The organism is Ruminobacter sp. RM87 (assembly GCF_000701925.1).
Taxonomy (GTDB): domain Bacteria; phylum Pseudomonadota; class Gammaproteobacteria; order Enterobacterales; family Succinivibrionaceae; genus Ruminobacter; species Ruminobacter amylophilus.
The window spans coordinates 12,766-29,951 of the sequence record NZ_JNKD01000027.1 but is presented as its reverse complement, the minus strand read 5'-3'; the positions used below and the strand labels follow the sequence as shown (position 1 = coordinate 29,951).

12 protein-coding genes are annotated in these 17,186 nt (G+C 42.8%); 1 reads left to right on the top strand and 11 read right to left on the bottom strand.

What is annotated here, in order from left to right:
• Nucleotides 1–66 precede the first annotated feature (66 nt).
• The 9 genes from rpoB to T489_RS14880 all read right to left on the bottom strand — a co-directional run bounded on the left by rpoB (nt 67) and on the right by T489_RS14880 (nt 14,565).
• Nucleotides 67–4,539: a DNA-directed RNA polymerase subunit beta gene (rpoB, locus tag T489_RS0106630; RefSeq protein ID WP_031579275.1), complete on the bottom strand. Its 4,473-nt coding sequence runs from the start codon at nt 4,537–4,539 to the stop codon at nt 67–69.
• Nucleotides 4,540–5,057: 518 nt separating this feature from the next.
• Nucleotides 5,058–6,224 carry a ribonuclease D gene (locus T489_RS14230; RefSeq protein WP_051621857.1) on the bottom strand — a complete coding sequence of 389 codons (1,167 nt, stop codon included), beginning with the start codon at nt 6,222–6,224 and terminating at the stop codon, nt 5,058–5,060.
• Between the two features lie 183 nt (nt 6,225–6,407).
• Nucleotides 6,408–7,043, bottom strand: a complete 636-nt coding sequence (locus T489_RS14225; RefSeq protein ID WP_051621856.1) for a prepilin-type N-terminal cleavage/methylation domain-containing protein — start codon at nt 7,041–7,043, stop codon at nt 6,408–6,410.
• Nucleotides 7,044–7,193: 150 nt separating this feature from the next.
• Complete coding sequence (locus tag T489_RS0106610) at nt 7,194–8,963, bottom strand: AAA family ATPase (protein WP_031579272.1); 1,770 nt, start codon at nt 8,961–8,963, stop codon at nt 7,194–7,196.
• Between the two features lie 547 nt (nt 8,964–9,510).
• A complete protein-coding gene (locus T489_RS15700) occupies nt 9,511–10,041 on the bottom strand; it encodes a type II secretion system protein (RefSeq protein WP_031579271.1) in 531 nt (176 codons plus the stop codon).
• Between the two features lie 629 nt (nt 10,042–10,670).
• Entirely contained in the window at nt 10,671–11,174 is a 504-nt protein-coding gene (locus T489_RS15695) for a type II secretion system protein (protein WP_031579269.1), read from the bottom strand.
• A 249-nt stretch (nt 11,175–11,423) separates the two neighbouring features.
• Nucleotides 11,424–11,930, bottom strand: coding sequence for a pilus assembly FimT family protein (locus tag T489_RS14210; protein ID WP_051621855.1), 507 nt, complete (start codon nt 11,928–11,930; stop codon nt 11,424–11,426).
• A 367-nt stretch (nt 11,931–12,297) separates the two neighbouring features.
• Nucleotides 12,298–14,052 (bottom strand): AMP-binding protein, encoded by a 1,755-nt coding sequence (locus T489_RS0106585; RefSeq protein ID WP_031579267.1) that lies wholly within the window; start codon nt 14,050–14,052, stop codon nt 12,298–12,300.
• A 351-nt stretch (nt 14,053–14,403) separates the two neighbouring features.
• Nucleotides 14,404–14,565 carry a hypothetical protein gene (locus T489_RS14880; RefSeq protein WP_157608097.1) on the bottom strand — a complete coding sequence of 54 codons (162 nt, stop codon included), beginning with the start codon at nt 14,563–14,565 and terminating at the stop codon, nt 14,404–14,406.
• 43 nt (nt 14,566–14,608) lie between these two features.
• Here T489_RS14880 and T489_RS0106575 point away from each other — a divergent pair, with 43 nt between their 5' ends.
• Nucleotides 14,609–16,057 (top strand): IS3 family transposase, encoded by a 1,449-nt coding sequence (locus tag T489_RS0106575; RefSeq protein WP_037319040.1) that lies wholly within the window; start codon nt 14,609–14,611, stop codon nt 16,055–16,057.
• Between the two features lie 18 nt (nt 16,058–16,075).
• On the opposite strand, the gene T489_RS14875 is transcribed toward T489_RS0106575, so the two are convergent.
• Nucleotides 16,076–16,441 (bottom strand): hypothetical protein, encoded by a 366-nt coding sequence (locus tag T489_RS14875; protein ID WP_157608094.1) that lies wholly within the window; start codon nt 16,439–16,441, stop codon nt 16,076–16,078.
• 148 nt (nt 16,442–16,589) lie between these two features.
• Nucleotides 16,590–17,168, bottom strand: coding sequence for a lytic transglycosylase domain-containing protein (locus tag T489_RS13550; RefSeq protein WP_157608091.1), 579 nt, complete (start codon nt 17,166–17,168; stop codon nt 16,590–16,592).
• Nucleotides 17,169–17,186 lie beyond the last annotated feature (18 nt).

The following is a 17,186-nucleotide window of genomic DNA, read 5'->3' as shown; positions in this document are numbered from 1 at the left end:
TTTCGTTAATACTCACAAAAAAACTCCTTCAGGCTCTCCGGTTACCGCCGGAGAGCAATTAACTTATTACTGCTTATCGATTTCAGGAAGACTGTTTCTGTTTTCAAGGTCGATATCGATACCGAGAGAACGGATTTCCTTCAATAACACGTTGAATGATTCAGGAATGCTTACATCCATTGTGTAGTCACCATCAACGATATTCTTATACATCTTGGTACGACCGTTTACGTCGTCTGACTTAACAGTCAGCATTTCTCTTAATGTATAAGCAGCACCGTAAGCTTCGAGAGCCCACACTTCCATTTCACCGAGACGCTGGCCACCGAACTGAGCCTTACCGCCGAGCGGCTGCTGAGTTACGAGAGAGTATGAACCGGTAGAACGTGCATGCATCTTGTCATCAACCAGGTGGTTCAGCTTGAGCATGTACATGATACCTACTGTAACCTTACGTTCGAAAGGTAAACCGGTACGGCCATCGTAAAGGGTAATCTGACCTGATTCAGGTAAATCTGCCAGACGGAGCATTTCCTTGATGTACTTTTCATCTGCACCGTCGAATACAGGGGTAGCTACAGGCAGACCGTTTCTCAGGTTTTCTGCCAGAGTCATTACTTCTTCATCATTGAGAGAAGAAATATCAACGCCCTGAGCATTACCGCCGATATCGTAGATCTTCTGCAGGAATTCACGATGTTCAGCGATGGCACGCTGTTCTCTGATCATGCGGTCGATCTTTTCACCGATACCCTTGGCAGCAAGACCTAAATGAACTTCCAGAACCTGACCGATGTTCATACGTGAAGGTACGCCCAGAGGGTTCAGCACGATATCTACAGGACGGCCGTTTTCATCGTAAGGCATATCTTCGATAGGACAGATCTTGGAGATAACACCCTTGTTACCATGACGACCTGCCATCTTGTCACCAGGCTGGATATGACGCTTAACAGCGAGGTAAACCTTAACCATCTTCTGAACGCCGGGAGCAAGATCATCACCCTTGGTGATCTTTCTTCTGTGAGCTTCGAGCTTGGCGTCGTATTCACGCTTGAGCAGAACAATCTGATTCTGCATTTCTTCGAGACGGCGCTGAGCGTCTTCGTTGTTCAGAGACTGGCTGAAGAGTTCTGAATCGTCGATGGCATCAACATTCTTAACGCCGTTCTTTTCAAGGAGGTGACGAACGTTACGATAGATACCTGAACACAGGAAGTCGAGCTCTTCGTTGAGATCCTTCTTGGTCTTGGCGATCATGTTTTCTTCAATCTGCTTTGCTCTTTCGTCCTTTTCAAGACCTTCACGGGTAAATACCTGAACGTCTACAACGGTAGCATGAGTACCTGCAGGAACGCGTAAAGAGGTATCCTTAACTTCAGCAGCCTTTTCACCGAAGATTGCGCGTAAGAGTTTTTCTTCAGGAGTTAACTGGGTTTCACCCTTTGGAGTTACCTTACCAACGAGGATATCACCGCCCTTAACTTCGGCACCGATGCATACGATACCTGACTTGTCCAGCTTGCTTAACGCAGCTTCACCGACATTAGGAATATCTGCGGTAATGTCTTCGGCACCGAGCTTGGTGTCACGGGCTGTACAGGTCTGTTCAATAATATGAATGGTGGTTAAACGGTCTTCGTTTGCAACTCTTTCAGATACGAGGATGGAGTCTTCGAAGTTGTAACCGTTCCATGGCATGAATGCAACACGGAGGTTCTGACCGAGAGCAAGTTCACCGAGGTCGGTTGAAGAACCGTCGGCGATTACGTCACCAACCTTAACGATTTCGCCAAGGCTTACGCATGGACGCTTGTTCAGGCAGGTGTTCTGGTTTGAACGGGTGTACTTGGACAGGTTGTAGATATCAATGCCTGGTTCACCGTCGCGAACTTCTTCGATGTTAACCTTGATAATGATTCTTGCACCGTCAACGTAGATTACTTCACCGCCATGCTTTGCAATGGTGGTTACACCAGAGTCAACAGCAACCGCTCTTTCCATACCGGTACCAACGAACGGCTTTTCTGACAGAACGGTAGGAACAGCCTGACGCTGCATGTTACAACCCATCAGAGCACGGTTAGCGTCATCGTGTTCAAGGAACGGAATCAGGGAAGCTGATACGGAAATAATCTGCTGTGGAGATACGTCCATATACTTAACGTCACTTGCATGCTTGAACACTGATTCACCGTGTTCACGGCAAGGAATCAGGTCTGAAGTGAAGCGGCCTTCGCTGTCGATTGGAGCGTTGGCCTGTGCAATGATGTATGAGCCTTCTTCAACTGCTGACAGATATTCGAAGTCATCAGTTACCTTACCGTCTACAACGCGGCGGTACGGAGTTTCAAGGAAGCCGTATTCATTGCAGCGTGAGAATACGGACAGTGAGTTAATCAGACCGATGTTCGGACCTTCAGGGGTTTCAATCGGACAGAGACGGCCGTAGTGAGTCGGATGTACGTCTCGAACTTCGAAGCCTGCACGTTCTCTGGTCAGACCGCCAGGACCTAAGGCACTGATACGACGCTTGTGAGAAATTTCAGAAAGCGGATTGTTCTGGTCCATGAACTGTGAAAGCTGTGAACTGCTGAAGAATTCCTTGATAGCGGCACTTACAGGCTTTGCATTGATTAAATCATCAGGCATTAATGATTCAAGTTCGTTCTTGTTGAGACGATCTGCAACAGCCTTCTGGATTCTTAAGAGACCGATACGGAACTGGTTTGCGGTCTGTTCGCCTACACTGCGGATACGACGGTTGCCCAGGTGGTCGATATCGTCCACGTTGGCCTTACCGTCACGAATCTTGATGAGGTAACGCATTACCTTGATGATATCGCCGTTTGACAGTACAGGAGACGGACTGCTGAATGCGTATGATGCTGAAGGATTTGCAGGATTTTCAATGTTACCTTCGAAATCAGGTACGTTTTCGTTTAATGAAAGATCCTTGATCTTGACAGCGAACGCTTCCTTTACTGAACCGTCTTCAAACTTGAGCTTATGAATGTAACGGCCTTCGTTGTCGGTTGCCTTTTCGTTGGCAGGAATTGCCATCTTGTCGATTGAATCGAAGAACTTGAGGTAACCGCGAACAGGAATACCGGTAGGAATGAGTGAACCGGTGCTTGAATCGCCTAAAAGCTTCTTGGCGCGCTTGAAGAATTCAGGGAACTGACAGTATGCAATACCGTTCTTGAAGTATACGGGAGCTTCAGGGGTATTGAATTCGCCGTTCTTAACCATAGCCTTGACAGCTTCGGAAACAGTGAGAGATTCCTTGAAGTGTTCGTCGAACTTCATACGACCTACGTCTGAAAGGTCATAACGGTCGTTATCGAAGAACATTCTCTGAACGTAATCGCTGGCAACGTCCTTTTCAAGACGGTCGCCAGGACGCATCATACCGTAGATTGCGAAAATAGCTTCTTCGCGGGTCTTGGTGGTATCGTTGTTCAGAGTTGATGAAATGAATGCACCGGTATCAATGATTGAAGTGAAGATGGTTTCAAACTTCTTGATGCCGTTTTCTGCAAGAGCTGCGAGAGTATCGAGGGTAACCTGGGTATTGCATTCTGCAACGAGGTTGCCTTCCTTGTCGTAGTAGTTCTTTGCGAGAACCTTATCAACGATGTATTCAGCCGGAATTTCAATGGCGGCAACCTTGTGGCCCTTTGAAATTTCAATAAAGCTCTTGAATTCAGACTTTTCAAGCTTGTCGATGTGACGCTTGGTGATCTTCTTGCCCTTTTCGGCAATAACCACGTCACCGCCCTTCAGATCGAAAGGAAGAACCTGACCCTGAAGTCTTTCAGGAATCATTTCCATTAACAGCTTCTTGCCCTTGATTTCATAGAAGGTGGTGTTGAAGAAGGTATCGAGAATCTGTTCATTGTCGAAACCGTAGGCACGAAGCAGCTGAGTGGCAGGAAGCTTGCGCTTGCGGTCGATACGTACGAACAGGTTGTCCTTGTGGTCAAATTCGAATTCCAGCCATGAACCGCGTGCAGGAATGATGCGGGAGCTGAAAATTACGCGGCCTGGGTAGTTCTTACCCTTGTCGCTGTCGAAGAATACGCCTGGAGAACGGTGTAACTGAGATACAACTACACGTTCAGTACCGTTAATAATGAAGGTACCGTTTTCGGTCATGAGCGGGATTTCGCCCATGTAAACTTCCTGCTGTTTTGCATTGATAACCTTCTTACCGTCCTTTTCACGCAAGGTGTAGAGTAAGGTTACACGCAGAGGAGCCTGATAGGAAGCACCGCGAATCAAACATTCCCTTACGTTGAATTCAGGTTCGCCGAGCTTGAACTTGATATATTCAAGAGAAGCCTGACCATTCTGACTCTTGATAGGGAAAACACTGCGCAGTGCATCAGACAGACCGCAATCGCCGTTTGAGTTCGGGGTAATGAACTGGGCGTATGAATCAACCTGGGTTGAAATCAGATACGGAATGTCAATGAACTGAGTCATCTGTCCAAAATTCTTACGAATTCGTTTTTTCTCAGTATTAGATATCTTCATTGAAAAGATTACTCCAAAGATTATTACTAATTTTGTAGACTTAAATATAATTTAAAAATTTTTAAACTCTCACTAAGCTTTTTAAGACGCTGTCGCATGCCGGCAGTAAATCCTGAAAAACCGGTTTTTTCTCAGAATCCGTTTTCCGCTTCGTTCAGCGGACCTCCGGCCCAACCTTTCACAGACAGCCTGTTTTCAATGTCTTTCGGCATTTTCAACAATCCGCGTGCTATTTCTTAAAATTAAAGCGTAGATAAACACAGCATTATAACAAAAATTAACAGTGTTTTGGAATATTTTTACTTTTTAGAGTTTTTTACAGAGATTTTGATTATTTTTTAACCAAACAAACAATTTATTTTGCTTTATTTTTAGGAGTTTGAAATAAATCACTGATTAAATGTTCAATTATCGTACTGACTTAATTTTCCGGTGACGCAAATCACACCGAAAACTCTGAATTCCGGAGCAAAGCCTCAGAAATCATTCTCTCCGGCATTCGCATACCGGCGTCCCTTTCAGTCTTCCCGGGGTATATTGCAGATTTTCTGAATTCTTTTGCGGAAACTGTCCATACTGCCCAGCATTTCCCCTCTCCATCCCTGCTCGATAAGAGACTTGGAGGAGTCGGTATACATTGTGGTGTACATAAAATCCTCCAGCAGTCGGCGGCTGACCACCAGATCCTTGGCAATGGCATATTCCCCCGCTCTCTTTTTGGCATAGTTCTCCACTTCCTTCTTGACTGCGCGCAGTTCAGGATGCTGGTTTACCGCATCAAAGGTTTTAAGAACCGGACGTGATTTATCGGCTGAAGCCTTTAAGGCCGTACGTATGATGAGATCTCCGTATTTTCTGGCTATCTGACCGTTGACACCGGTTTTAATCAGACTGCCGACATTGAACACTCCGGCATCGGCAAGCTTTACCAGCACGGTATTTTTTATGAAAAAGGACAGCGGGATATCATCATACTCGCATACCTGCTGACGGAGTGTGCAGAGGGCATGTACGATTCTGAGCTTCTTGCTGTTGAGTTTTCCGGTTCCCTTAAGCTTTAAGTAAGTGGTATCGGCATTTCTGATTTCGGTATAGTGCTGAGCCTCGTTTTTAAGCTCTCTCTCCAGGAATGAAGCCACCTCAGGTCTGTCGCGGAGCTTTTCACTGAAAATGTCATAAATCTTCTTGAGATAGATGACATCCTCCACGGCATAGCTTATCTGCTCCTCAGTTAACGGACGCCGACTCCAGTCCGAACGTGTTTCGGTTTTACCGAGCACTATTCCGAGATATTTCTCCACCAGGGTACACAGTCCCACATTGGAGGTTCCGTCAACAAAAGAACTGGCGGTCTGGAGATCATAATACTTTTCCGGATAAAGGCGGTTCAGACCGAATTTTCTGGCCAGACCGGTAATGATTTCCATATCCTCGGAACCTGCATGACAGATCACGGGACATTTTGCGTTTACGAGAGCGGAAATTATTTTATCGAGTGAAACCTTATTGAGGGTATCTACCAGAAACACCCTGCCGTCAATGCACAGCTGAAGCAGGCAGAGGATCGGATAGTATGTTCTTTCTCTGAGAAATTCCGTATCAAAGGATATGTATTCCGGATCTGCCGATAAAGCATCCATCAGAGGTGTTAACTGTGCATCACTTTCAATAAATATGTAATTCATAAATAATTCCTACCGCCTTTTCAGAGAATTATACACGAATTTACGGTTTTAAATTGAAATGATGATTCGGATGCAATCCCGTTTGACTAAATTTAAGGCATACGGGACCTTAAATACCAGCGCTTTGACGAAATTCCGAACACTCGGAATTTTCAGCAGATTCCGGTTATGAGGCCTGCTGGATCAGCAGTCCTTATCAACCAGAGCAACCTTGTAGTCAATCAGTGTCCGAACCGTAACGGTGTTTCCGGCATCATCCTGCTTTTCGATTTCCTGCATATACGGCTGCTGATAGATAATACCGCATCCTGAGGATGCGCCGAGATCTCCCCTGTCATTCACCGTTATTCCCTTCACCTCCGGAGAATGAGGCTGATAGAGAACAATCCTGCCTTCTGACGGAATGTCATATACCCAGACGAAATCGGTTTTTTTTCCGTCATCCTCCCTGTCCTCATCAGAGCGTTTTACCGCCTTCAGGTACATGGCTCTGACAAGACCGTCCTCTGAGGCTCTCGGTCTTCCGTAAACCGCCATGATTCTGGCACTGTCGGTACACTGTTTGGAAAGAGAATTCAATTCATAACAGTCATAGGAACTCTCCAGCTTTTCAGTTCCGGCAATCACGGCCCTGTCATGAACCATTATTGAAGAAAAATCGATTGCTCCCTTAAGTCCGTGAAGAGCGCTTATACGGGAATCCTTCTGCAGATCAATAAAATGAGGAATGGCGACTATGGCTATAATCCCCACTACAACAACTACTATCACAAGTTCAATAAGAGTAAAACCGTTACGGTTACCCGCTTTATTAAACATCCTCATCCTCCGTAATATGCACATTATCCGGAATTAGCCATTTCGACAACAGATGAATCACGAATTTCATGCATCCTCTGATTACCTGTTTCTTCACATCCTGTTTTAAAACCGCACCTTACATTATATTCTCAATTGGACGGCTGTTTTTTATTTAAGCTTCTTAACCTGAACTGAACAGATTTTTTTATAGAAACAGATGCCGTAGGCATAGATGTTTTTAACTGAAGGATCATCAATGAACACATCAGCATATCTTTTTTCAAGTATCTGTTCCAGAGCTCTGCCGGCGGAAACCACTCTGGCTCCGAACGGTCTGTCAGTCTGCTTCAATTCCAGAACCGCTACACTGTCACTGCTTTTTGAAGCGGCAATGATATCAGCATAACCGTCACCTGATTCCGTATTTGATTTATGCTCTTCCATATATGAGGTACCGCTTGCCAGCAGTCCGTTAATGAAGCCGTGATAATAGTTTTCCTTCGGTGCATTTGTGGCAAAGTCCCTGATGGAAACGTATTTCATCAGGAGTGCGTTAAGTTTCGTTTCTACCTCTTCGGCATTCCCCTCAAACAAACCTTTTACCAGATCACCGGTACTGTTTCTCATTTCAGGATTTGTTTTAAAGAAATCCATGATCTTCGATTTGAAACAGTCCTTTATTTCCTCATTTGGAATATACAGTCTGTATTCGTTTTTGGTGGCAGATCGGTATTGCGAATCAAAGGTGAGATATCCGGTGTACAGCAGCAGTGTCCAGAAATCATTTACATTGTGATTTTTTAAATCACCGTAGCACAGAGATGTCCTTACTTCCGTGGTAATTGATTTACCGTCCAGAAGATCCTGCATTTTATCAACGTCTTCAGACCTGATAAACCCCATAAATTCCTCGATTACGTCGTTACCGCTGGTGTTTATCCAGTAGTTGTCTGCCTTTATGAGATTTCTATTCTCATTCAACTTCTCATAATTAGCTCTACAGAATGACATAACATCCCACGGGCAATACATATGATTTGTTCCAAAATAGTAACCATCATAATTGTTTCTAACTTCATCATAATAGTCATTCAGGCCGTAGTATGACAGAACCTCCTGTGTTTCTTCTTTGGTAAAGCCTATCCCTTTAGAAATGTCTTTTGTTCCGGTATCTAACACTGAACAGATCTGCAGATTGTTTAATCCGGTAAAGATACTTTCCTTTGCAGCTCTTAAGCAACCGGTTAGCACCGCCCTGCCAAGATATGGATTGGTTTTTAGGGTATCATTATAAAAAGGACTGATAAGATTTATCATTTCCTCGTAATAGCCATGATAAGCAGCTTTGGCAATAGGCACATCATATTCGTCAATCAATAGCATAGGACTAACTTTATGATGTGCTTTGAGTAGACATGACAGCGTTTGAAGAGATCCTGTCAGGAAGGATTTATCGGTTCTATCCACGAGTTTTTCATAATTAACCAGATTGGCATACTGTTCCTTCTGCTTATCGGATAATTTTTTACTGGCCGCCAGATATTCAAACTGTAGTGCAAGTTTATATATCAGAGTAGCAAACTGATTATACGCATCATTAAAATTCTGATGAACTATGGTTTTGAATGATACAAAGATTACCGGAAACTTTCCCATGTATTTGGCGCAGAATTCCTTATCCTCGAAGATTTTTGTGTCCTTAAACCATTTTTCCTGACGGGATACGTCATCCGGATTTTCAAGATCGAGAGCCAGAAAATCATAGAAGGTGGACATGGTGAGTGTTTTACCGAAACGTCTGGGTCTGGTAATCAGCATGACTTTTGAAGTGTTTTCTTCAAAAATTGTTTTTATAAAAGGAGTCTTATCAACATAGTAACTGTTGCTTTCAATCAATTCATGAAATAATTCTGCTCCAATACCTATGGGCTTTAACATTTCTGATTATCCTATAAACCTGACACACCAAGTAATACCATATTACAAGTCTATCATATTTTTGCCGATATTCTCTGAGAGGCCGGCTGAAAGTTTGAATGACAAAAACATTACAGTTATGTTTAAGTCTCTGCACGACCGAGTATTATCTGTTCTTTACACCACTGAACTGTTATGAAATATCTTAGTGTACACTTTATTTCCTGCTGTATTTTCTGTATGTTAAAACACCTCATTCACCTGAAAACCCAGTAATTCAACCGTCTTACGAATACATACCTAAGATAATGTCATCACTTTCCAATATTTATCAGACTGCATTACCTGAATGTAAAACTTTTCCGAGATTGTCAGAAAGAAAATAAAGTTGTCTGAATACTTGAAGCTTCATTGCCGGAACATGAAACAAATATGAGACACAGGAAAGGTTCTGCAAAAGAAACAGAAAATATAGAAATAAAAATTCCCAACCTGAGAGTTGGGAATTTTAACTTACCCCGCAGTTACACAAAACCATTGAAACCTTGGAGATAAAATTATTCAAACACTAGCAACCGGAAGAAGCAGTTTCAATTTTCGGAGTTCCGTTCAGAGCAGTTGGAGCAGTGTATTTAATTGCACAGTTTTCCTTATCCGGAGCATTTACACTGAATATATAAAGAACGCTGTTCTTGGTGTCATAACCCCAGTCCTCAGCGGTACCATCAGCACACGTAAAATCAGCACAAGCAGCCGCACCATCCTGAAGGGTTGCTATTATGCCTGCAGCATCGGCAGTAGGATAACCATAAGCGATGGTAATCTCATCTGTACATGTACTAGTTGCAGTAGATTCCGGACCATTTGCACAAACTTTCTTACCCTCATCAGCCGCAGCCTTTTCCTTACCTGCAAGAATAGCCTTACTGTAAATCATGGAGCTTGCACTCTTAACTGATGCCTTAAGACCGTTCAGGGCGCTGATACGGGCATCAGACTGTAAATTCATAAACTTAGGAGCGGCAGTAGCAGCTAAGATACCGAGGATAACAATAACTACAACGAGTTCGATTAAAGTAAAACCAGACTGTCTTTTCATAATTCCGAGCCTCTCTTTATAACTTGAACCAAATTAAGAATATTTATTTTTTTAAAATTCATATTCCATATCCTCATGATAACAATAACCGATTATCAATTTAGGAATGTTTATAAATATTTTTCATTACATCACATTTTCATACCCTTTTATCTCCAAAAATATGCACTATATCTTAATTTTTTATAAACCACCCCAAGCCTTTAAATATAAATGTATTAAAGCAGTCATAGATCATAATAAACAACATTTTTACAACTTTGATCTGTTTAGATAACAAAAGCCTTATAAATCAATGGTCCCAGGTCATAAAAATCCCCATTGGAATATAATTATCATCATTTCTGAAAATGATTTTCCCGTTTTTAATGATTTTTATCGGATTTCCGAGTTTCACGCTGTAAATTTTTCCATTCAGCATAAGAAAACTGTTTTTTGTGATGTCTGATCCTGTCTTCCGCAGGCCAAATGGATTTACGGTTATAACACCTGAAAACACGAATGAAGCACGACATATCAACCGACCTTACCGGATCTCGCCTTAAATAAATAAAAGCACCCCCGAAGTCTGTTCAACTTTCGGGGGCACTCCAAAGTCCGCAGCTGTTTATCGGAATCAGGCTCTGTTATCAGCAGCCTTCATCATTGGTTGTAAGTGACGGAGGCGTGCTCGCGGTAGCAGCCTTGTATGACAGATTGCAGTTTTCACTGTCTGGAGCTTTCGGTGAATAGATTAAAACTTCAGTACCGTCAACTTTATATGTCCAGTCTTTGTCACAGTCAGTTTCAGTTGAAGCACACATTTCATCCTGAATAATCTTTACAATGCCGTTTTCCGAAGCATCAGGTCTCCCGTAGGCTATGGTCACCTTGTCACAGTCAGTGCTTGAAACACCGGCGGCCTTATCCATGCACAGTTCACCTGTTGCCTTTGTTTCCAGACCGGCAAGAATGGCCTTGCTGTATACCATGCTCACCCCGCTCTTGAGAGAAGCCTTGAGACCGTTCAGGGCACTTACACGGGCATCAGCCTGCAGATTCATAAACTTAGGAGCGGCGGTTGCGGCCAGAATACCTAAAATAACAATAACCACCACAAGTTCAATTAACGTAAAACCAGATTGTCTTTTCATATCAGCCTCTCTTTATGCATCCTGCATATTTCAGTATGGAACAAACAACTTTATTTACTCGTCACCCCCATAATTCTATGTTAACAATATTTTTCGGAATGCAGTCCGCAAATTTCACGGAAACCGCAGACTATCACACTTTTTATGCGGTTTTCAGACAAAAACCCCGTTATCAGTCACAATGACCGATAACGGGGACATCTGTTTCGTCAACCGCTTAAAATCACGGAGGTGTCGACAGTTTATCCGTCAGCATCCCTCATAATTTGAGGTAATTGAAGGAGGAGTACTGGCGGTAGCCTCTTTGTATGACACGCTGCATCCTTCCATATCCGGAGCTATTGATGAATAAATCCTGATTTCAGATGATTCCAGACTGTAGGTCCAGTCTTTGTCGCATACGGTATCCGTTGAGGCGCATACCTCGTTCTGTACAATCTTAACCACACCGTCAGCGGTAGCGGCAGGTCTGCCGTAAACCAGAGAAACCATGTCACAGTCGGTACCGACGGCACCGGCAACCTTGTCCATGCACAATTCCGCTCCGTATGCACTGTTTTCCAGTCCGGAGAGAATCGCCTTGCTGTACACCATACTCACGCCGCTCTTTAATGAAGATTTAATGTCGTTGAGCGCACTTGCGCGGGCATCGGCCTGCGGATTCATAAACACAGGAACCGTATTGGCGGCCAGAATACCTAAAACAGCAATAACCACAATGAGTTCAATTAAAGTAAAACCAGTATGTCTTTTCATATCCGCCTCTCTTATGCTTCATGCAGGTGTCAGTATGGAACAAACAACTTTCTTACTAATTACCTCCTCTTAACTTTATGGTAACAATTTGTTTTCAAACCCCTACACAAAATTAACAGGACAATACGAAGCATCACACTTTTTGACGAATAATGAGTATTTTTTCAGACACAGATCATTTTTTAACCACCTGATTTTCAATGAAAAACAGGCAGTTTTTCAGTTGAGTTGCAATGTTTCTGATGCTGATTGTAAAAATTCAAATCAGTTAAAAACCTTAAAACTGAACAGACACCAAAAAGGCGGAAACCAGGTTTCATCCTGAAGTTTCCGCCTCTTCGGCATATAATACTGAATCCGGGAATATTTATTCAGCCTTCTCCTTCTGCACCTTCTTTTCCTCCTGATTCTGGTCACTTACACTGATACCTAGCTTGCGATACTCGGCCTCACGCAGTTCCTTTCTCATTATCTTACCTACGTTGGTCTTCGGCAGTGAATCCCTGAATTCGATATGCTTAGGAACCTTATAGGCAGTAAGATGCTTACGGCACATGGTTTTAATCATATCCTCGGTGAGTGATTTATTCTTTCTGACGATGAACACCTTGACAGATTCACCGCTGTGCCTGCTCGGAACCCCGATGGCTGCAACTTCAAGCACATTAGGATGAAGCATAATCACGTCCTCGATTTCAGAAGGATATACGTTGAATCCTGAAACCAGAATCATGTCCTTCTTGCGGTCAACCAGACGGATGTATCCGCTGGTATTGGCCCAGCATGCCACGTCGCCCGTTTTGAGATACTCCCCGAAAAACACCTTCTGAGTAGCAACTTCACGTCCGTAGTACCCTTTCATTACCTGCGGACCTCTGACCAGCAGTTCACCGGGAACGTCAACATCGGTAATCCGGTGATTATCCTTATCCAGTATGATTACATCTGTTGAAGGAACCGGAACGCCTATGGTTCCCGTATATTCCTCCACGTTGTACGGACATACGGCCACGAGAGGAGAGCATTCGGTCAGACCGTAGCCTTCCAGAATGTGCAGCCCGGTATGAGTGAACCATTTTATTTCCACGCCCTTCTGTACAGAGGTACCTCCGCCGATGGTCAGCTTCAGCTTGGACAGATGCATGTTGCAGAAATCCTCATTGTTTATCAGAGCATTGAACAGCGTATTCACGCCGGTAATGATTGTTGGCTCGTAACTGGCGAGTTCCTTAACGAAACCTTTGATATTTCTGGCATCGGGAATCAGCAGAGAACCAGCCCCTATGCGGGTGCAGAACATGCAGTTGATGCAGAGGGCAAACACATGATAAAGAGGAATGGCGGTTACAATCAGCTCCTCTCCCTCGTTGAGTCTGCTGTGATACATGCCCCAGGCCTGTTCCACATTCGCCAGAATGTTGCCGTGGGTCAGCATGGCTCCCTTGGCAGTTCCCGTGGTTCCTCCCGTATACTGCAGAAACGCCAGATCATCACTTTTTATGATAGGTCTGGTATACGGATATTCCTCACCGGCCATCATTACATGCTTATAGGTAATGGCATCGGGAATGTGATATCTGGGCACGATTCTTTTCAGATATTTGGCAAAGAAATTTATAAAGTATCCCTTGATGGCTCCGCATTCATCACCGAGAGACGTGATAATCACATGTTCCACTCCCGGAGTTTCAGGAAGAGACTTCTGCAGGGTACTGGCGAAATTGGAAATAACAATGATAATCTTGGCTTTGGAATCATTGAGCTGATGCACAAGCTCACGCGGTGTATACATCGGGTTGACGTTTACGATAACCGCACCGGCAAGCAGAGAACCGAACAGAGCCACAGGATACTGAATGATGTTCGGAAGCATCAGTGCTATGTGATCCCCTGGTTTTACGTGAAGTTCACACTGCAGATAGGCAGCGAAGCATCTGGCCTTGTGATCCAGCTGTGCGTAGGTCAGAGAGGTTCCCAGACTGTACAATGCGGGCCTGTCTCTGAATTTCTCGATTGAAAATTCAAACATGTCCACCAGTGAGTTAAAGAGCCCCGTATCCACTGTGGGAGAAACTCCTTCAGGATACGCCTTTATCCACGGCTTATTATTCTGATTATCCATAAAACCCCCAAATGTCGCACTTCACATTATATTACAAAACGCTTTCACATATATTTTCTGTAGGATTTCATAATCAAAAATTAGTACAAAAACCACATTTTAAGCGAAATGTAATCACTTCAGACGATTTTGAGAGTGTTTCAGTTTCAGAAATAATTGCCGGAATGCATCAATAAACCGGCAAAGAGATGAACATTCGCACCGACCGCCGTGTGTGCAGATCCACTGCTGTTCTAAACCAAAATTGAATAGTGCTCAGTGCTTACACTTATCCGTAAACTAACTTTATCAAAATTTCCGGGAATATCTTTTATTTACGGAAAAATTCTCACAAACTCCGGTTAATCAAACTCAGGATTCTTCTAAAATGTATTTACAGATCAATTTGTCTGTTGCCACATTTATCACGAATATGTTTTTTTGATCCGGAGATATGAAAATTTTTATTTCAGAAGTTTTTTCAATATAATCCTTAAGCAGATAATACCTGTCTTTACAAATAATATCATCCATCTGGGGATGCGGACATAATCCTGGACACCCAATGAGGTGATCTATGGCATATACAATACAACAAATTAAAACAGCTTTAGAGCTTTATGACAAACTAACAAAAGTTGTACCAACCGTTAGGCAATTAGGATACCCAGCTGTTCATACTATGTATGAATGGATCAACCAGCGAGAAGCAACTGGAGGTAAATTTCCTGATATCGAACCATTAGGAGTTAGTAAACGACACCTAAAGGTAAAAATGAATCATGAAGGGTTCTCTGCTGAGCATAAGCTTAAAATTCTAAAACGATGCTTTGAAGGAACAGAAAGTGTTCGCGATGTTGCGATTGATGAAGGAGTTTCACGTGTTATAATTTATTCATGGAGAAGAAAGTATCTTAGGGAAGGAATATTCGGATTGCAGCAAAAGAAAAAACAAATCAAAAGAACAAAATCGATTGATGAACAAAAAGTAGACGAATCAGGAAGTAACAAGACAGGCTCTTCGGAGCATTCTGTGAGTTCTGAAGAAATAGAAACACTTCGTAAACAAGTAAAAGAACTGCAGATGAAAGTTGATGTAATGTCGGAGGTCTTTGAAATATTAAAAAAAGGCCAAGGCACTGATATTGATATTCAAGCCTTGAAGAATGAAGAGAAATTCCTCATTATCAGTGCCTTAAAAAAGAAGTATTCAATTCTGTCACTGCTTAAGCATCTATCGATGTCAAAAAGCAGCTATTATTACGTCGAGCAAACAAAGAAAAAAGAGGACAAATACAAGTCTGTCAGAACAATGCTAAAAGAAATCTTTAGCCAAAATTATGAGTGTTATGGCTACAGAAGACTTCATACTGCACTAAAGGGGTATTGTATTTCTGAAAAAGTCATCAGAAGACTTATGAGAGAAGAAGGGATAGAAGTCATTAAATGCAGAAAGAAGAGTTATTCTTCATATCTTGGCGAACTATCTCCAGCTGTTAAAAATATCGTGAATCGAGACTTTTCAGCTTCATCTCCAAACGAGAAATGGCTTACTGATATTTCAGAATTTGCCACAAGTAAAGGTAAAATATACTTATCAGTTATCAGAGACTGCTACAACGATGAAATCATAGCTTATAAGATTGGAAATAAACCAACAGCAGCTCTAGCTAACGATACATTATCTGAAGCCATCAAGAGACTGGGAACGTCCAATATTAAGCCTATTATTCATTCAGACAGGGGGTGTCATTACAGATGGCCAGGATGGATACAAATTACGGTAGATAACGGGCTTGTACGTTCAATGTCCAAAAAGGGGTGCAGCCCTGATAATTCTGCTTGTGAAGGATTTTTTGGAAGAATGAAAACTGAGTGCTTTTATAACCATTCTCTGGAAGCTCTTTCACTTGATGAATTAAAAAAATACTTGGATAAATATATTCAATGGTATAATAATGTTAGAATTAAAAATACATTAGGTGGTTTGAGTCCTGTTCAATACAGACTTAACAATGTGAATTAATTGTCCAGTTTTTTGTCCTCATCCCATCTTCTCCTTATCCATCAGTACGAACAGTTCCTCAAAACCATCCAGATTATATTCCTCTGCCGGAGTGGAAACATATTTGAAACACCTCAATATTTTGCCACAGGAAACTGCCTGTACTTCATAAATTCGTCTGCATTCAGTACAGTACCAGTATTCAACCGGTTCAGAACGGTTTTGAAAAGAATTATCGCATTCAGCCAACTCATCCCATCCTGTATATAAATCCCATAAGCAAATATTTGGATTATACGATAAAGCTTTATCAGTTTCCGACCTCAAAAACACGTTTAACAAATGTGGTGATGGACCTTCTGTATCGGTCATGTCAGCGCCACAATAACAAGCCAACCCAGCCATGACATTACTCCTGATTCAGAATAATTTTTGTTTTTTCATCAAACACAAAACACACAAAGAAGAATCCATACAGAATGCAGAGCTTTACCGACCGAAACAGTCTTTTTCCTCTCAGCAGAAACCTGCCGGATTTCAAAACCGCACGGAACTACTGACCGCACATCTCGGCAACATTGGTATTGAGTCTGACCCAGGCATCACGGATACGGTTAACGTACTTGTCATGGATATCACTGTTGACCGAACGCTTGTAGTGATAATTTCCGACACCGAGCCACAGGTCTCCGTCAGCCTTTTCGATTTCACGTCTTATCAGATACCCCATCACCCAGATATTACGGCACGGACTGTTCTTCATGTCGGATTTATCCAGATCAAACTTTTTGATCTCACCGAGACGGACATCGTTAATCTGAGCCGGACCGCAGTCTTCGGTTCCGTTGCTGTTAGTCATGCAGTTGCCTGAAACATCACCTCTTTCCACATACAGAATGGAATAAAGAAGTTCTTCCGGAAGCTCGAACTGTCCCGCAGTCCACTTCACGCAGTGACTGTACGGTTTGTACCTTTTCATGATTTTGGTGTCGTACGCAAAGTCTCTCCAGTGGCCCTCGCACTTTCCTCCGGAAACCCCGGCGAAAGCGTCAGCAGGAATGCCTGACATCATCAGGGAAAGAACTGCAGAAACCAGCGCGGTTTTAAACACTGTCTTTTTAGTCTCAGTCAAAACTGTTTTTCCGAAATT